This window comes from Fischerella sp. JS2, assembly GCF_032393985.1.
GTDB lineage: Bacteria > Cyanobacteriota > Cyanobacteriia > Cyanobacteriales > Nostocaceae > Fischerella.
The window spans coordinates 3,393,022-3,411,150 of record NZ_CP135918.1; the positions used below are offsets into that span (position 1 = coordinate 3,393,022).

Consider the following 18,129-nt stretch of genomic DNA (forward strand, 5'->3'; position numbering starts at 1 on the left):
ATGAACACAGATAGATTCATTTGTATCGCTTCTCTATAAACAATAAACTTCTAGACCTCTTACAAAAATAACAAGAACTCCTCCCCAACTCCTAAGCGAAACCGGAGGGAGTTAAGATTTCTTCCTCTCGCTTCAGGATTGATACGATTTCACAAAATTATTGATATAAATTCTCTTCCTTGTCTTGTCCTCCTTGTCTTCCAGTTCGCCAAGTGTATCAGACTTATGGTGAAACAGAATGAGGGGGGTTAATTCGACTTTTGCAACAAGTCTATTTTTTGGATAAACGGTATAAATAGTGAGATATGAGCAAGAAGTTATAGTTTCTGAGTCCGCCAAAATAGTTTTGCGTTCGCCTTCTGGGATCTTATACTTCCTCAATACTATGATCGCTTGGAAATGCGCTGTCCTATCGGGAATCGTAACGGCTTTACGAGTGGGCGATCGCTTAACCTGTGTTTGCAGACTTCTATACTTATAAACATTTTGTAAATTTTTTACATAATAAGTAGAGTCTATAGTATTTTGGCTAGGATCTGGAAAAGGCTGATTCCATACGTAGTCTATAATTTGATACATTCAGTAAAACCACTATAAAGTGTAATGACTGATTCAACCGCGACTAAAGCTACATTACAAGTCAACAATTCCAATAGCATCACTACAGCTATTTGCTGGTGTTTAGCTTGGGGTGATGAACGAAAACCTAAGTTTGATTTACCTGTATTACAGCAAATGCGACAGGCTTTGCATGAAGGGACAGAAGTACCAGAACAAGTGCGATTACTTGTTGAACAAGTACAAGAGTTAGAGAATTTGAAATTTCCAGAGAAATTAGAAGAACTGAAGCAGTATACAGAGAATTATCCATTACTGTGGGATTCTAAGATTGGCTTAGTTTACGGTGGTGCGACCAAGATTAAACAGTATGTCTTTGAAGCGGCTAAACTTCCGGATATTCGCGGTGCATCAGCATTACTTGACAGGATTAATTTAGTTGATTTGCCTGCTTTTTTTGGTAAATATGAAGACTTTCCTAAATCAATCTCAATTTCTCAATGGTTAAGAAAGCACTTTCCTGAGTTAGAAATTGCATTAATTCCAGAATTAATTATTTACTCTACTGGTGGTAATATTCTGGCATTTTGTCCTGCTGAATTGGTTGATGATTTAGCCAATGCGATTGAAAAACGTTACACCGAAGAAACTTTAACAGCTAATTCTTGTGCAGTTGGAGCTAAATTTAAACCATTAGAATTCCGGTTTGGTCTACTACCAAATCAAATCGATCAAACGTTCTGGTTTAATAAATATCAAACAAGTATAGAACATCCACTCATACAAGCCTATTTTGCTCAGCCTGACGTAAACGATCCGCAACAAACTTTTAAAGAAAGCAAGAGTTTTAATCAGTTGGTTGCTAAGCTTGCTTCTCTGTTCAACCAGCGACGTAATGGTAATGATTGGATAAATCGTCCTAGTCATCGTTATCCACCAACTTTTGAAACACACCCTTATTTAAAAAGAGATGAAGGGGATAGACGTTCAGTAGTAATGAAAGCCGAGGGACTTCCTAACGCACCCTGGTTTTCAGAAGCATTAGCACGTAAGCGCATCGTAGGACAGATTTCTAAACTTGATGATAGTCCCAAAGCTTGATACTATAACGCTGGTTTTGATTGGCAACCCAATCAAATTTATATTCCTAGTTGGGTAAAAAAATTTGAGGATTTTTTGGTTAAAAATCAATTAGAGAATCATTATTATCACGGAGTTAAACAACCAGAAGAAGCGCGTTCTTTAATAGAAATTGGTAATGCCACTAACCCTCATGGATTTATTGCCTACATTTATGCTGATGGCAATAATATGGGTGGTTACATTCAGAAAATTCAAACTCCACAAGAATATCAGCAATTCAGTAAAGATATTTTCGATGCTACTGAAAAATCAGTTTATAAGGCACTAGCTAAACATTTACACCCCCATCAACTCAAAAATATTAAGGATCAAGATAAAGTACAACGTAATGGTCACTGGATTCATCCCTTTGAAATCTTAACTATTGGTGGGGATGATGTAATGTTGATTGTGCCAGCAGATAAAGCACTTGCTATTGCTAAAACAATTGGTGAAGAGTTTGAAAAACAACTTTTAAACAAAGGAACACTTTATGAATCAGACAAGACTTATAACTCACAATTAGTACATCGCTATCAAGGTGAAAAAACAATCTCTGGTGAAGAACAATGTAAATTAAGTATGTCAATAGGAGTATTAATTACTGCTGAAGACACGCCAATTTACTATGCAGAAAAACTTACCAGTCAATTACTAAAATCTGCCAAAAAATACGCAAAAGACCTGAAAAAACATAATTATTATGGTGGAACAGTTGACTTTTTGGTGATGAAAGCTGTAACGATGATTTCTTCCAATATTGCGGAATTTCGTTCTCAGGGATTAATTAAATCAGGACAAGGAAAGCAAAAACTCAAGCTATATGCTGCACCCTATACTCTATACGAACTAGGTGAACTTTTGGAAACTGCTCAGGTTTTAAAAGATGCAGAATTTCCGCGATCGCAACTGTACCAAATTCGTAGTTTACTAGAACGGGGTAAACAGACAGCGATACTTAACTATCGTTATTTTCGACTGCGACTAACTAACAAAAACGCTCAAAATTTATTGAAAACTCAATTTGAAGATGCATGGTGCAAACCAAAGCAGCAAAATAACAACGGAAATCTTGCACCTTGGATGTCTTTAAAAGAGGACAAAGAAGGATCTCAAGAAAAAGTCACTTATGAAACTATTTGGCTAGATTTAGTAGATTTATATCCTTTTATTAAAAAGTCACAGAACACTTCCAATCCATCAAAGACACAACAACAGACTTCGTCAACATGATTTTTTTGCAGAACTTACCTCAAAATCAAATTAGAACTATTCAACTCATCGCAGTCATTGATACTGCATTGTGTGTTGGTGCTGGCGGTTCTGATGGTTCCCTTGCAGACAAACCCATAGTCCGCAATGCTAAAGGACAATTGATTATTCCCGCTTCTCAATTAAAGGGTAGACTACGCCATGAATGCGAAAAGCTAGCAAGAGGATTAGGGTGGCAAATCTTTGCATCACCCCAAGCAGAAACACTTTGTCCAACACAAGCACAAGTTAATCCTGCATTTCAGTCTAATTACCAACTACCTAATTATCAAGGCTATCACTGTTTTATTTCCAAAATCTTCGGTAATCCTATACTTCCATCGCGAATTGTGGTTGATGATCTTATTTGTGACATCGAACGAGAAGACTTACCAGAGGTGTTGCGTCCTGGTGTCACCATCAACCGTCGCCGTCGTACCGCAGAAGAACAAAAACTCTACTTTTTAGAAATTTCCCCAGCGAATAATCAACTGGAATTTATAGGGGAAATTCATTTACTTCCAGAATGTCCATCATACGCCAAGCCTTTGATATTAGCTGCTTTGCGCCATATCCACGCATTGGGTGGTAGTAAATCTGTTGGATTGGGTTGGTTGAAGTGGAAGGGACTCAAAACACTAGCCAAAGATGATCAAACCTGGAAATTGTTAATACCAGAGGTAAAGCTATGATACGAATCAAATTAGAGATTACAGCTTTGTCTCCATTAGCGATCGCTGCGAAAAAACCTGGTTCTGTGAGTGAAGCCGAAGATCATATTCCTGGTTCAGTGATTCGAGGTGCGATCGCATCTCAAATTCTCCAACTATCTAATCAGCAAATACCAGGCATATCAGAACAAAATTTAGTATTAGGCGGCGGTGACTTTGAATCACTTTTTTTAAGTGATGAACCTGCTATTTTTCAAAATGCTTATCCAGCTGTAGCTAAGATTGCAGATGAGTCCAATTCTGGTAAAACTAAGTCTGAACTCTTTTCTAGAATTGTGAATGATGAAGTTATGTTTTTACCTGCAACAGCAGTTAGTTCTAAAACAAATCCAGGTTTTTTACCCAAAGGTAATGGAGTTTTTGATACACTAATAGACCGATTTTGTGCAGATGCATACAATTATCCTTACGACCCTAGCGATCCGAAATCTCTAAAAGAGAAAACCGATGCACGGATTGAACCATACAGCAGCTTCTACAGCAAAACTAACGACAATAAATACCGCAGTCATTCTATTAGCACTCGCTTTCTGACACGAGTTGGAATTAATCGTCGCACAGCCACATCAGAAGATGATATCCTTTACAGCATTGAAGTTTTAAACGAATCATTTGTTGAAGATCCACACACAAATCCTAAAAACTGGCATCCTGTTGTTTATCGAAGTTCAGTTTTAATTCAAAATCCAGATTTAGCCAAGTCTCTGAGTAATTTTATCAATTAAAATTCTGATAATTTTCGTTTAGGTGGTGCAACTTCACGAGGTTTAGGCAAGGTTGTAATAAAAGCAAAAATAGAGGAACTCTCAGCAGACATCAAAGCAAGAATCACAAAATTTAACAAACAACTTGAAGAACGTTGGAAATTGTGGTCAGTATTTGGCGAACCAGAAAAAAATCTCATAGAAACTTATATCTTGCATCTGGAAATATGAATGTTAATATCTTGACTAAGTAAGAAAGAACGCATTCGTTCAAGATTCAGTAAAATTGAAAACACAAGAAATCCTGGCAAGCAAGCTTGAATAGCAATTTGTGCAGCTTGTCCCCAATCAGGTAGATCTGTAGTGGCAAGCGATAAATAATACCAATTCAAAAAATGTTTGCGACAGATAAGGCATTGAGGATGAAGTCATAACCAGTCAAAGAAGCAGCAATTTGAGGAGTGAGGAGAGCTAGGAGTTGAGCAACCTTGGTTTGCAGATGCTCCAGGTGATCAAATAGCTCCCATTTCAAGTCTTGCTTGAGATATTCCCAAACGCGCTCTATGGGATTCAGTTCAGGAGAATGAGCAGGCTGGAACAAAAGAACAATATTCTCTGGAATTTGTAAACGTTTAGCTTTATGAAATAAGCCGTTATCAACTTGGAGAATGTTAAGTGATTTGGGATAACAGGCAGCGAACTCGTTCAAAAATTGTTGGTAGCATTCGGTATCAACATGAGAAAACTGCCAAAATAAACTTTCCCCAGTAAGTGGTTCAACTGCTCCATATAGCCAGAACGCTTTAAATTGCCACTGCCAATCACCAATAGGCTTAACTCCGGGAAGAGTAATTTTACGTCCTTCAATGGTTTTGAGTCCAAATCGACTCTCATCTTGTACAAAATAACGAATATTTTCGTACTGGGGCAAGATAATGGCACTGTATTGAGCAATTAATTGCAAGTCATCACCGAGTTTTTTTTAAAAGACTCTAGTTTTTCTTCGTCCTGTTTTCGGTTACGCGGACGTGGGACTTTCAGCTTGGCTTTGAGCCTGTAACGTGCCAGATGATGTACAGTTGCGTACTCAGCTTGCACACCCAAGGTTTTTTCTAACCAATGTTGTATTTGTGTGTACCGTTGAAACCCACCTTCTGGTTGTTCGAGTTGTTTTTTCAAACTCGATACAGCCCAATCTGGTATTGCTCTTTTTCGACCTGAACTCGTTCCAAATTCAACAACCGCCTCAATTCCTCCTTCTCGATAATCTGCCAACCATCGATGTACTGTAGCTCGATGTTTTCCCAAGATTTTAGCAATCTCACTTACACTCATTTCTTGCCCTTTAATCAGATATAGGGCTTGTATACGTTCTTTGCTCCGAGACTGTTTTTGATGTCTGAGCAACTTCTCTAGTTCCTCGACACTATCAACTATCTCGATCTGTGTTACCCCTACCATCACATACCCTGAATGCTACTTCTGTCTATTTTTACCATCTGTCGCATTCTTTTTTCAAATTGGTATAAGCCCAATGCGCCAAAATATAAGCAATTAGCGAAAGTACTAACCAGCGATAAACGCCCAAAAGTTTTCCTTGACCGAAGCGGTTTAACCCAAAACGATGCTTTGCAATTTTAAACCAACCCTCAATTTGCCAGCGACGCTTACCCCACCAGTTAATAGTACTCGCCTTGAGAGGTCTAGTAGATAGAATAAACATTTTCTCCAACTTGCCATCATCACGTTTGAGATAATACCAAGACACTGTAACAGGAAACTTTAAACCCACGAATCGTACTTGCTGTCCGCGTTTATGTAAATGTCGTAAAATACGCCCATCGAGTAATTTACGGTCAATCCGTACTCCAACAACGGCGTGATATTTAAGCTTACGTAACCCGTGGAGAAACTCAATACTTCCGAAGGCAGTATCTGCTAAAATCATCACCTTAAAATGTTTGGTTAAAGCTTTGGGTAATGACTTGATTAGCTTTAATCCTAACTGTGCGGGTGAAGTAGTTCCCTTGCCTCTCCAAACACGAAAATTCCAAGGTACTCGCCACTGACCAACGACCAAATACACCACAACCAAATGCAACCCTCGTTTTCCGTTATAGACACTGATTAAATTCTTAAAAGACTTGAATTTCCCAAATTTTTCCACAGTTGTGAGGTCGATCATCACCTGTAAAAACGGTTTGCGCCCCTTTGGGCACTCGGACAATATCTCCTGCATGATGCGCGCACGAATTGTGCGAATTACACTCTTGGTTGACCAGTCGTAAATATTGAGAAATCGACTTAAGGCACTGGCAGACTTACTTCTACTATGTTCAGGTAAGGGATATCCTTGCGCCTCCAAAAATAACCCCAACATCGCTTCTAGGTTTTGTTGTTGGTATGTAGACGGCATCAACGACACTAAGGTGTAAACTAACCCTTGGGCGTGGGCAAGAATTGATTTCATTGTTCTTGCTTTTCCATAATGCTATTCACGCCCTTTTTTCTCATATTTCGGATCTGATGTGCAAATCCAGGCAGTCTTCCAAGTTGGCGATCACCTGCACCCTTACTTGTTTGCGTAATTTCCTAAATAATACAGTTATATTAATTTCTCAGTATCACGTAAGCTCATTTTCGCTTCTGGTGTCACTTTCTTACACCCTCTATTCGTGTATTAGTGGTTTATCCAGAGAGGTGCAAGATATAAGGAAAATCGTATTTATTTTACTCTTGACCTGCAAGCTGACGCAATCCTTACAGAAAATTGGCAGCACACCACGGTAATTTCCGCAGAAATGTTGTGTCAATTTGTAGGTTTAGAGCATGAATTATTACAATTAAATACAGATGAAAAAGATAATTTTCTCAAATTAGAAGTAGTATATAGCAGCTATAACTATCGTTCTGGTTGGAATGCAGCTTGGGGGCTAATGAAAGATATAGAATTAGTCACTGATAGAGGTTCTGTATATTTATTTAGTACAAATCAACCGGATTTATGGATAGAAAAATTAAAGGATTTAGAACTAAAAGGAGTAGGCGATCGCACATCTGAAGGTTTTGGACAAGTACAAGTTTGCAATGAATTTCATAGTGTATTTCGGGAGAAAGCTAAATGAATGAACAATCAGATCCACAAAAACAACTCAAGATTCAAAAGGAAATTCTTCAAGTTGAAGATGATCTAGTTATTTGGATTCAAACTGCTTTAGATAAAACAAAATATGGCGACTTAGAAGAATCACAATTTCGTAACTTAGTGCGAGTTTCTGACACAACTGAAAGTGCAGAAGTCATTAAAAATTTCATCCGCTATCAAGTTGGTAGAGATAAAAAATGGGGTAGAGGCAAAGAATCACTAGCTGAAAAAATTATTGAAGATATTGATGGTAATATCAATAAAAAAGCTCAAGAAATTGCTAAAACTTGCCAAACCAATTTTCAACCGATTTGGTTAGAGTTAATTCGTCGTTATTTAGGTTATGGCGCGCGTCATTTAAAATATAAACGCGACGGTGCAGCATAAATAATAATACTGTTTAGAGATAGAAACTATGAGAATAACTCTTATTTATACCTATTGCAAAAGTCTATTTTTTAAAAGACGAACACCGATGAACACCGATAAACACCGATAAATCATCTGTGTTCCATGAGTGTACCCTGCCTTAAGCCTATGAGCGCATCTACATCTGTGGTCGTAATAAAAATATATTCTGATTTTTGCAATATATCTTAACTTTTACTGAAAATAATTAACTGAAACTATGTTCGACACTTTCAAAAATCGCTTGCAAATTACAGGTAAACTCACCACAATCACCGCATTAAGAATTAGTGCAGGTCGTTCGAGTGAACCAATAGGATCTGATTTACCAGTCATGAAAGATGCTTTGGGTAATCCACTCATCCCAGGTTCTAGCTTTAAAGGTGCAATGCGATCGCGTCTCGAAAGTTTTCTTCGGGGTATCAACCCAAATTTTGCAGCTAATCCTGCGATCGAAGCAGAATGGTCAATTACAAACGAACGCCTCAATGGTAAAAATGGTATCAAAGAAAAAGTAGAAGAAGAACTCAAGCAATATCCAGAGAATGAACGCAGCGCTAAAAGAGATGAACTACTAACAGAAAAGATAATTAACGAAACAGATTTAATTTCTCACCTGTTTGGTTCTCCTTGGATTGCTAGCAAATTCCAAATCCGAGATTTAACAGTAGTACCCGATACTTGGTTTGGACAATATCAACAAAGAGATGGTGTTGCAATTGATCGCGATACAGAAACAGCAGCAGATGGAAAACTCTATGATTTCCAAGTAGTCCCTGGTGATACGCAATTTAAATTTCAAGCAGTGGTGGAAAATGCAGAAGAATGGGAATTAGGACTATTAATGATCGGCTTGCACCAATTTGAAACAGAACAAATACCTTTAGGCGGTGGACTTTCTCGTGGTTTGGGTGTGGTTAGACTGGAAATAGACAAAATGGACTGGATTGATGTTGCTAACGATGCAGAAAAATTATTGACATACTTACAAGAATTAGTCAGTAATCATACGACAGATAATCTCTCCAGCTATGCAGATGGTAAACAGTTCAAAGATATTTGGACTCATGCCCTTATTACTTATCTTAGAGAGAATATAGCTAAGCAATCTACCACTATTCAGCCAAATACTTGAGGAGGTCAATATGGCTTTCAGTAACTACAAAACTATAGGTGAAGTTCTCAAAGCATTTCAGGTTATTTACACAGAAGCTAATTTTGTTGTTGAAACTCCGTTTAATATCCCTGATTATTTCCGGGAAGACCTAGAAACTATGATGCGAGACGGCGTTGTTGATAATTCCGAGTTCGCTATTTGTGAAAATCTAATTTACCCCGTCCTCAAAGAAGTTTGGAAATGCTACCGCAGTAAGTTTATTCTTTGGAGTCACCAATCATTAAATTATGATGAGAAATTGTCAGGCTTTCCTGAGTATATTCTTGCGAAAAGATCGCCTTTAGGAAAAGTAGTTTTTGATAAGCCATATTGCATCTTAGTAGAAGCAAAACAGGATAACTTTGAAGCAGCTTGGGCACAATGTATTGCTGAGATGATCGCAGCACATAAACTAAATAATGAACTTGTCATAACTATATTTGGGATTGTTTCTAATGGGGGATTATGGCAATTTGGAAAGTTAGAAGCAGAAAGCTTTACTAAAAATATTACTCCTTGCACTATCTATGATTTAGATAAACTCTTTGCTGTTGTTAATTACATATTTAAGCAGTGTGAATCGCAATTAAATAATCTAGTAGCTGCTTAAGATTTATCCCTTTACTAAGTTTGTTTATGCACAAAAGATTTGTTAATCACTGCACAATTGATATAACTCTAATTCCCGATGGTCCTATTCTGATTAAATCTGGCAAAGAAGGGGCTGATCCAACTAAGCCTGATATGGAATTTGTGGAAACATATCATGCAGGAGGACGTTCTATATATTTACCAGGAAGCAGTTTAAAAGGTGCTATTCGCGCCCATGCAGAACGAATTGTTAGGACGGTAGGTAGAGATAAACGCGATTCTAATAATTTAGATATGCTTTGGGCAAATGATCCATTAAACGATAAATACGATTATCTCCAAAATAAATCGTCTAGTGAGATTTACAAACTTTCCTCTTTTACAGACCAAATGTTTGGCAATACTTCTATTGCTAGCCGTGTCAGAATAGAAGATGCTTATCCTGATCAATCCCAACCATTAAAAATAGATGAACGTAATGGCGTAGCAATTGATCGGGTATTTGGTTCAACAATTCCTGGAGCATTGTTCAATTATCAAGTTTGTACTGCTGGGAAATTTCGTACCAAAATTCATTTAAAGAATTTTACCTTGGCACAATTAGGTTTAATTGGTTTAGTATTGCGAGATTTAAATGATGGTTGGTTCGGCTTAGGTTTTGCAAAATCTCGTGGTTTAGGTACTGTAGAGGTGAAGTTAAATCAAGCCGTTGTGCAATATCCTGGCTGTATTTTGTCAGAAAATAAACAAGAAATCAACGCTCTCGGTAGTGAAAAAAAATGGTCTAATACTTTCCTTTTAGGTGTAGGTGAATTTTTAGAACCAGATGAAGCAAAATTATATGCTTTCCCCACAGATGATCATCAAGACACACCAGTTGCAGCCCAAGAAATGGATTTAGGTTTTGGTGTACAACTGATTTGGGAAGAAGGAAGAGTTCAAGATTTGTTTGAACGCTCTGTCAAGTCTTGGAGTAAATTACTTGTAGGAGCAAAATGAAACCTTTTGTTGGTTATAAAAAACAACCTTTATCAGTCTCAGAACTGCTAGATTTAATCCCAAAATTGATTGTTGAACCTAGTTATTATTTTTTACGCTGGACTCATAAAGTTAGTGGGATTGTCGAAAAAATACCAACAGAAACAGACTTTCCCATGCTGGAAGGACAAATGTTTAATCATGAGTATGAACTGCGGTGGAAATACAAGCAAAAAAATACTTATGAAGTACTGTTATTAACCATTAATGAAAATCATCACAATTTTGAGTTAGTGGGTCAAGCTTGGCGAATCGAACCAAGTGATATCAAAAAATTTCCATCCAACGCATATCCCGCTTATGGATATCGACCGGAGGAAACTCGTTTTCCTAAAAAGCTGATTTTCCCAAAAGATTTAGATATTCGACTTCAAGAAGAAAATAACAAAAAGCCAAAGTTAGCTCAACGTTATTTTATTGATGATCAAACTTCAACTGTGCAATTTGTAGCTTTGACTGTAGAACTACCGCAATTATGACAACAAATCGCCCACAACGTCCTAACCCTGAACTAGCACCAAAACCTTATCAATTCGTCTCTTTTCCTAAAGATCGTCCGAAATTACAACGTCCTGTGGGACATCATAAATATTTGAGCGATCGCCTACATGGCACTTTGTATCTGAAGCTGAAAGTGCAGACATCTGTTCACGTATCCACCGGCGTAGTTGTTATGGGTAGCGATATCGGTAACAACCGTATTCCCTTGATCAAAACCATGATCCAAGGTGTTGACCAAAAGCTTGCAATTGGCGGTAGTTCCCTCAAAGGCTGCATCCGGTCTGTATACGAAGCAATTACCAACAGCACTTTAGCAGTAATCACTTCTAAGTATAAATCTCAAATTCCCCGAGAAAGATTACCTTGCCGTAACAAAGAACAACTTTGTCCCGCCAGTCGTGTATTCGGTGCGTTAGATTGGCAAGGGTTGCTAGATTTCAACGATGCCAAGTGTGAGAAAATGGGTTTTACTGCTGGCTTTATGCCTTCGCTATATCCTCCCCGTCCAGAACAACGCCAAGCATACTTTGTTCGTGGTCTAGTAGCAGGTCGCAAATTTTACTACCATACAATTAGGGCAATAGATAAAGGGCAAAATGCCGGAATCCCCGTACAGCAAGCTGCAAGAGAGTATACTTTCACAACTCAGTTGCACTTTAAGAATTTACTACCAGAAGAGTTAGGAACTTTATTAATTATCTTAGGACAAGACCCCAAATACCCCATTGCTTTGAAAGTGGGAAGTGGTAAATCTATCGGTATGGGGACAATGACGATGAGTGTGGAAAAAATCGAACAACCGCAAGACCTCAAGCAACGCTATTCATCATATCAGCTAAGTGAATCTGATGAATTAACAGGAGAAAAACTACAAAAATTTATACAAAAAAATATTCAAGCTGCTCACTTACACCTGATTCAGAAAACTCAATTAGAAGAACTTACAGCCATACTGCGCTACCCTACCGACCGTGAACCGCCAGCAGAAATGTATTAATTATGACTTTAGTTGAATTTGATTCCGAATCCCTAACAGATGTAGAATGGGATATTGCCCATGCGATCGCTCAAACTTTAGTCAAAGCAGATACAGACGTCAACGAATTAGGAAAAGCGATCGCCTATTTGCGTACTATTGTCAAAAAACTAGATGCAACTTCTAGGTTTTTCAAATATCTAAAAACATTAGTGAGTAACGCTAAACAAATCAGTCACAGTAACCGAACTATAGATTACTACCGCAGTATCGAGAAAACTTGTAGTAACTATCTTAAAACTATCACCGATGCTCAAAAAATCCTGCAAATATTAGGTTGGGTATCTCGCCTAATGCGTTACTACAAAGATGCAGGTGTACCAATAGGAGAAATTGCCATTTCTACCCCATCTCTAGAGTCAGCACGTCAAGTAGAAATAGCCAAACTAGTGAAGTCGCAAGACTTTCAAGTTGAGCAAATATTAGAGGCAAAAGTCACCAAAATCAATGGTAACAAAGTGACTTATGAGATACTAGGAACAATTAAATTAACTGAGAAAGAACCGAAGAAAGTCAGTGTTCTCCAGAAAGGACAAACAGTGAAGGTGAAGATTGTGTCTCTCAAAGAAGATAGCAGTATTAAAAGCGTTAAGTGTGTTGATTCATAAAATGACAAAAATTCAGATTTTGGAGAAATCGAACACAGATGAACACAGATACACACCGATAAATTATCTGTGTGCATCTGTGTGTATCGGTGTTCGTTATTATATAAACCTGAATTTAAAGTGAAGAATACTCAACAGATTACCCAATATTCCCACACAAGTAGAACAAAGCGATCGCCTTCGCCTTCAACCCAACCAAAACTCTGCGTCCCTCCGCGCCAACCTCTGCGCCCCTTTGCGTTTCAACTTCAACCCTCAAACACAATCAGAATTGTTCACCAAAGCCCGGCGTGCCAACTTTGCATAAGTCTTCACCGTTTCATAAGGGATCCCCATATCCTGGGCGATAACTTGCAAAGATTCTCCCATTTCCCGACGCGCCAAAATAGTAGCCCATTTAGTTGCTATCTCTTCCGCCCGCACTCCTCCTGTCCGCTTGCGTTGCGCTTTAAAAATATCTGTTAAATCTTCAATTCTTTTTGCCAACAGACTTTCTACATTTGGCACTTCTGTCCCTGCTTGTAATGACCAACCTAAGCGTGTTTGACCCAATCCAAAGGTAGTTTTGTGACCAGTACCACAGTAAGGTGCAAACTTCCCTAAAGCATAAAATAACTGATAAAACTCCGGTCGCTTAGCTGCTTCTTTACTTAAACCAAACTCTACCGCTCCTGTAAATCCTGTGACAGCACCTTTCTTTCCTGCTAGTACTTTTGCGGATGTCACTTGGTGACGAGTAATTAACACATGATCATCCACCCAAGCCAGAAATGTTTCTTGGTCAACAGGCATACCAGAAAAGTCATTCCAACGACGCAGATAACTGTGGAAGACATTGGTAGGCATTGGTAAGGGTAGATGATGACCTTTGCGACGGAAACTGGTTGGACTTAAAAATTGTAGTGCTATTGTGTCTTCATGGTCAGAGTTGAGTAACTCAGCATACGTGACCGCATGAGTAATTTGACACGATTTTATTTGTAGGGGCGCATTCCGTAAATTTACTTCTGTGGGCGCATTTTTCAGCCATTGCACCAGCCATGTTACTAGCCGCTTTGATAAAGCTGTCACATACCAATGGTAAGTATTGCTAGCAAAAAGGTGCAACTGTTTACCACTACTGACCAATTTTCCATCTAATGCAGAGATTGTAAAAGGTTTTTCTGACTCGCCATCATGGAGGTAAGCAGACAGTTCTGGATCTACAGCACGCACTTGATCGAGAAACCAGGCGTGCAGTCCAATAGTATATTGGGGATAGATGGAAACATCTGCTTTGGGGGCTAATTCAAAAACCAATCCCACTAGTTCCGTATTTGCTAACCAGCTGAGGTGAGATTCGTAGTTATTAATTATGCTTGGATTACTTGGAGGCATTGTTTAAAATTTAGAATAAATCATTAATTTTTTATTCCCCATTAGGGGAACAAAAGGTAATTTTAACAAAGCGATCGCTTTTGAGGGTTGAGCAGATAAAATTTTTACATATTAAAAGTAGCAGCATAAAATTCATCTGTCCGAGGACTGATGGCATTCAATCACCTTAGTATAAAAATCACATGATGAAAGTTAAATATTTTTCTAATCATTAGTCTTAACTTCTAACTCTTAAAATAAGAGTAGACACTGTTGAGATTTGTATAGTTATTAGGGATTACCTGTCATGGCTCCCGCCGTTTTAATTGAAAACCTTAAAAAGCGCTACGGTTCGGTTGAAGCCGTCAAGGATGTTTCCTTTCAGGTAGAACCAGGAGAAATTTTTGGTTTACTTGGCCCCAACGGAGCCGGCAAAACTACTACCCTACGCGCTTTGTGTACTCTCACCACACCAGATGCTGGTAAAATCGAAGTATCTGGTATTTCCGTGATAGATAATCCAAGAGCAGCTAGAAAAAGACTTGGTTATGTAGCTCAGGAAGTAGCTATAGATAAGGTATTAACTGGACGCGAACTCCTGCAACTGCAAGCAGCACTCTATCACTTAAACGCGACGGTGGCAAAACAGCGCGTTGAAGTGGTGCTAAATTTACTCGGTTTGCAAGAATACGCAGAGCAAAAAACTGGCACATACTCTGGTGGTTTACGCAAACGCCTAGACTTAGCAGCTGGGTTACTACATGCACCAGATGTCCTAGTTTTAGATGAGCCAACAGTGGGGTTGGACATAGAAAGTCGTTTTATCGTCTGGGAATTTCTGCGTAAATTGCGCGAAGCTGGAACTACTGTAGTGATTACCAGCCATTATTTAGAAGAAATTGACGCTTTAGCCGATCAGGTGGCGATAATTGACCGGGGTGTAGTCATCGCCAATGGTACACCATCCCAACTCAAAGATAAAGTGGGAGGCGATCGCATCACCCTGCGTATCCGCGAGTTTACACCCCCAGAAGAAGCAGAAAAAGCCAAAAACTTACTCGCACCTCTGCCATTTGTACAGGAAGTGATCATCAACAGCGCTCAAGGAAATTCTCTCAACTTAGTGGTAACACCACAAAACGATGCTTTGATTACCATCCAACAAGCGCTCAATCATGCTGCACTACCTGTATTTGGTATTGCCCAATCTCGTCCTAGTTTAGACGACGTTTACCTCGCCGCCACAGGACGCACCCTCATGGATGCAGAACTAGCAGCCCTGGGAAGCCGTGATCCCAAAGCAGAGAAAAAGCAAAATATGAGATAGATGATGATTAGTAGTTAGTGGATAGTAGTTAGTTATTCCACTAATCACTAACTACTATCCACTAACAATTCCCAATCCAAAATCCAAAATCTAAAATCCAAAATTGATATGAGTGGTACTGTTATACCTCCCAAATCAGAAATTAACTGGCAGCAAGTGGCTGCACCACAAGTTTACGCTGATACAGCTCCTAATTTTGTTGGTGAACTAGTTCAAGAAACCTTGGCTTTGACACGCCGCTTGTTTATTCAATTGCAACGCCGTCCTTCCACTCTACTTGCAGGCATTATTCAACCTGTAATGTGGTTAGTGCTATTTGGCGCCTTATTTCAAAACGCACCCAAAGGAATTTTTGGCAGTACAACAAATTACGCCCAATTTCTCAGTGCTGGTATCATTGTTTTTACTGCCTTTGGTGGAGCGTTAAATGCTGGTTTACCAGTCATGTTTGACCGTGAATTCGGCTTTTTGAATCGGCTGTTAGTTGCTCCTCTGGCATCACGATATTCGATTGTATTGGCTTCTGCCATCTTTATCATCAGCCAAAGTTTGCTGCAAGCAGCCGTGATAGTCGCAGCAGCAGGATTTCTCGGTGCAGGAGTGCCAGATATAGCTGGTTTGACTACTATTGCTTTGATTGTCTTTCTCCTGGCTTTGGGTGTAACAGCCCTCAGCTTAGGTTTGGCTTTTGCCCTACCCGGACATATTGAACTAATAGCAGTAATTTTTGTTACAAACCTGCCGCTATTATTTGCTAGCACAGCTTTAGCTCCATTATCGTTTATGCCCCAGTGGTTACAGGTTGTAGCTACCCTTAATCCCCTTAGCTATGCCATTGAGCCTATTCGCTATCTTTACACCCATCAAGATTGGGGCTTAGGTAGCGTGGTGATGCACACCTTTTGGGGTGATGTTACCTTTGGTAGCGCCTTAGCTGTGTTGCTGGGTTTTGCTGTTGTTGCTTTATTAATTATTCAACCCCGACTGCGGCGGACTCTTTCTTAAATTGGAAAGCAAAGGTGAACAAGTAAAGGGAAAGGGGTCAAAAGTTTACCTCTTCCCTTTAAATTTTTCCTAGTCAAAGCCCTACCTCCTGCCTCTTTCGTTAAAATGGGTAGACAAATTTGAACTCGGTGGATGGGAAGATGAGAGTTTGGCTAGCTTGCTTTGTAGTGCTGTTTGCCTTAGCACAGTTATTTGATTGGGTGCAAGGATTACAATTACCGCTACCTATTTATATTTTGGGTGGAGCATTTCTTGCGGTTGCATCCAATTATGAAAAACTATTTGGTACATATTTTAGTGATGTCACTGATACCAGTATGGAAGCATCAGTGGAACAAGTCCAGTTAGGTTCTCAAGGTGAGGCTACTGGTTCGATGATTGCTCCTGGAAGTGAAGATGAGTAAAAACTTTTATTTTTTAGAAATCGACCACTGATGCATACAGATGTACACAGATAAGGATTATCTGTACGCATTTCATCTGTTGGTTCACCCATTTGAGTAATGTTATTAATCCTCCTTGTGTTACACTCATATTACAAGTAAACTAGAGAGGCTAAAAATGAACCATCGGGACTTCTAAAGCCGGACTTGACGAACCCAGCAAATGGCATTCACGTCATTAATCTTATCGTCTACAAAATTGCTGAGGCTTTGTCCAAGTCTGGATATCCAGAACCAACTATTTGGCATTCTTCGCCCATAACCACAGTTGCCGACAATTTCGACAAACTTTATTTCACTTCAGATAGTTTGTCTCGTTCTCCAAAATACACCCGCTACCTGAACGACGATAGGTTACTCAGAACTCACACCACCGCAATTATGCCAGAGTTACTTTCCCATCTCCAGGGAGAACAACTCATCCTCCACCCCGGTATCTGTTATCGCCGGGACGTGGTGGATAAAAGCCATGTGGGTGAACCTCATCAAATGGACGTATGGTTAATTGGTAGTCGCGTCTCTAAAGTCCAATTCATTGAAACTATTCTCTATGCTGTGCTTCCAGGAGTATGCTACCGCCTGAACCAAACCTCACATCCTTACACCCGCAACGGGTTAGAAATAGAGGTTTCAGTTGATAACAAATGGATTGAAATAGGAGAATGTGGGGAAGTTCATCCTGATTTGTTGCGATCGCATTCTAGGGGTTTAGCATCAGGATGGGGACTAGATCGTTTGGCAATGCTAGTAAAGGGAATAGATGACATTCGCTTCTTACGAAGTCCCCACCCCCGTATTGCAGCCCAAATGACAAATCTAGAACCTTACCGCCCAGTCTCTAATCAACCTAGTATCAGCCGCGATATGTCAATTGTCACGCCAGTAGATACAGAATTGGAAGATATCTGCGAACAAATAATAGAGGCTTTAGGCAATGACGCTGAACTTTTGGAATCAGTGGATGTATTGAGTGAAACTCATTATCACCAACTTCCTCCACAAGCAATTCAACGCTTGAGTATGCAACCCCATCAAAAAAATCTTTTAGTGCGGATGACTCTGCGGAGTTTGCACAGTTCAATTACGAATTCAAAAGCAAATATCCTCAGGGATTTGGTTTACCAAAAGATTCATAATTATCAGGTGTGA

At 39.2% G+C, this 18,129-nt stretch carries 17 protein-coding genes and 3 pseudogenes; 16 read left to right on the forward strand and 4 right to left on the reverse strand.

Annotated elements, in window-relative coordinates; translation table 11 throughout:
- Positions 1 to 603: 603 nt before the first annotated feature.
- The 4 genes and pseudogenes from RS893_RS14215 to csx10 all read left to right on the forward strand — a co-directional run.
- Positions 604 to 1,659, forward strand: a complete 1,056-nt coding sequence (locus RS893_RS14215) for a hypothetical protein (RefSeq protein WP_315791728.1) — start codon at positions 604 to 606, stop codon at positions 1,657 to 1,659.
- 75 nt (positions 1,660 to 1,734) lie between these two features.
- The gene (gene cas10, locus RS893_RS14220; RefSeq protein ID WP_315791729.1) at positions 1,735 to 2,913 is read left to right on the forward strand and encodes a type III-B CRISPR-associated protein Cas10/Cmr2; all 1,179 of its coding nucleotides are present in this window, start codon (positions 1,735 to 1,737) and stop codon (positions 2,911 to 2,913) included.
- Complete coding sequence (locus RS893_RS14225) at positions 2,910 to 3,623, forward strand: RAMP superfamily CRISPR-associated protein (RefSeq protein WP_315791730.1); 714 nt, start codon at positions 2,910 to 2,912, stop codon at positions 3,621 to 3,623. The genes cas10 and RS893_RS14225 overlap by 4 nt, the downstream gene beginning before the upstream one ends.
- Positions 3,620 to 4,570 (forward strand): annotated as a pseudogene (gene csx10, locus RS893_RS14230) (type III-D CRISPR-associated RAMP protein Csx10); the annotation flags it as partial. The gene RS893_RS14225 and the pseudogene csx10, both read left to right, overlap by 4 nt.
- A 184-nt stretch (positions 4,571 to 4,754) precedes the next feature.
- Here the strand turns inward: csx10 and RS893_RS14235 are convergent.
- From RS893_RS14235 to RS893_RS14245, 3 genes and pseudogenes are all read right to left on the reverse strand, one after another.
- A complete protein-coding gene (locus tag RS893_RS14235) occupies positions 4,755 to 5,330 on the reverse strand; it encodes an IS630 family transposase (RefSeq protein ID WP_315785248.1) in 576 nt (191 codons plus the stop codon).
- Positions 5,321 to 5,827 (reverse strand): helix-turn-helix domain-containing protein, encoded by a 507-nt coding sequence (locus tag RS893_RS14240; protein WP_315785251.1) that lies wholly within the window; start codon positions 5,825 to 5,827, stop codon positions 5,321 to 5,323. Before RS893_RS14240 ends, RS893_RS14235 begins: the two co-directional genes overlap by 10 nt.
- Positions 5,828 to 5,891: 64 nt before the next feature.
- Positions 5,892 to 6,836: pseudogene (locus tag RS893_RS14245) on the reverse strand (transposase); the annotation flags it as partial.
- Between the two features lie 244 nt (positions 6,837 to 7,080).
- Between RS893_RS14245 and RS893_RS14250 the strand changes: the two are divergent.
- The 8 genes and pseudogenes from RS893_RS14250 to RS893_RS14285 form a co-directional block, all read left to right on the forward strand.
- Positions 7,081 to 7,491, forward strand: a pseudogene (locus tag RS893_RS14250) (type III-D CRISPR-associated RAMP protein Csx10); the annotation flags it as partial.
- Positions 7,488 to 7,898, forward strand: a complete 411-nt coding sequence (locus tag RS893_RS14255; RefSeq protein WP_315791732.1) for a hypothetical protein — start codon at positions 7,488 to 7,490, stop codon at positions 7,896 to 7,898. The pseudogene RS893_RS14250 and the gene RS893_RS14255, both read left to right, overlap by 4 nt.
- A gap of 241 nt (positions 7,899 to 8,139) precedes the next feature.
- The gene (gene csx7 / locus RS893_RS14260; RefSeq protein WP_315791733.1) at positions 8,140 to 9,054 is read left to right on the forward strand and encodes a type III CRISPR-associated RAMP protein Csx7; all 915 of its coding nucleotides are present in this window, start codon (positions 8,140 to 8,142) and stop codon (positions 9,052 to 9,054) included.
- Positions 9,055 to 9,064: 10 nt separating this feature from the next.
- On the forward strand, positions 9,065 to 9,685 hold the full coding sequence (locus RS893_RS14265; RefSeq protein WP_315791734.1) for a hypothetical protein: 621 nt from the start codon (positions 9,065 to 9,067) through the stop codon (positions 9,683 to 9,685).
- 26 nt (positions 9,686 to 9,711) lie between these two features.
- Complete coding sequence (locus RS893_RS14270) at positions 9,712 to 10,665, forward strand: RAMP superfamily CRISPR-associated protein (protein WP_315791735.1); 954 nt, start codon at positions 9,712 to 9,714, stop codon at positions 10,663 to 10,665.
- Entirely contained in the window at positions 10,662 to 11,183 is a 522-nt protein-coding gene (locus tag RS893_RS14275; protein WP_315791736.1) for a hypothetical protein, read from the forward strand. The genes RS893_RS14270 and RS893_RS14275 overlap by 4 nt, the downstream gene beginning before the upstream one ends.
- Positions 11,180 to 12,202, forward strand: coding sequence for an RAMP superfamily CRISPR-associated protein (locus RS893_RS14280; protein ID WP_315791737.1), 1,023 nt, complete (start codon positions 11,180 to 11,182; stop codon positions 12,200 to 12,202). The genes RS893_RS14275 and RS893_RS14280 overlap by 4 nt, the downstream gene beginning before the upstream one ends.
- A gap of 2 nt (positions 12,203 to 12,204) precedes the next feature.
- Positions 12,205 to 12,849, forward strand: a complete 645-nt coding sequence (locus tag RS893_RS14285; protein ID WP_315791738.1) for a hypothetical protein — start codon at positions 12,205 to 12,207, stop codon at positions 12,847 to 12,849.
- Between the two features lie 255 nt (positions 12,850 to 13,104).
- Here RS893_RS14285 and cas6 read toward each other — a convergent pair whose 3' ends face one another.
- Positions 13,105 to 14,226, reverse strand: coding sequence for a CRISPR-associated endoribonuclease Cas6 (cas6, locus tag RS893_RS14290; protein WP_315791739.1), 1,122 nt, complete (start codon positions 14,224 to 14,226; stop codon positions 13,105 to 13,107).
- Positions 14,227 to 14,512: 286 nt separating this feature from the next.
- On the opposite strand from cas6, the gene RS893_RS14295 reads away from it, so the two are divergent.
- The 4 genes from RS893_RS14295 (at position 14,513) to RS893_RS14310 (ending at position 18,129) form a co-directional block, all read left to right on the forward strand.
- Positions 14,513 to 15,532, forward strand: coding sequence for an ABC transporter ATP-binding protein (locus RS893_RS14295; RefSeq protein WP_315791740.1), 1,020 nt, complete (start codon positions 14,513 to 14,515; stop codon positions 15,530 to 15,532).
- Between the two features lie 108 nt (positions 15,533 to 15,640).
- The gene (locus tag RS893_RS14300; RefSeq protein WP_315791741.1) at positions 15,641 to 16,537 is read left to right on the forward strand and encodes an ABC transporter permease; all 897 of its coding nucleotides are present in this window, start codon (positions 15,641 to 15,643) and stop codon (positions 16,535 to 16,537) included.
- A gap of 140 nt (positions 16,538 to 16,677) precedes the next feature.
- On the forward strand, positions 16,678 to 16,941 hold the full coding sequence (locus RS893_RS14305; RefSeq protein WP_315791743.1) for a hypothetical protein: 264 nt from the start codon (positions 16,678 to 16,680) through the stop codon (positions 16,939 to 16,941).
- 186 nt (positions 16,942 to 17,127) lie between these two features.
- Positions 17,128 to 18,129 carry a hypothetical protein gene (locus RS893_RS14310; RefSeq protein WP_315791744.1) on the forward strand — a complete coding sequence of 334 codons (1,002 nt, stop codon included), beginning with the start codon at positions 17,128 to 17,130 and terminating at the stop codon, positions 18,127 to 18,129.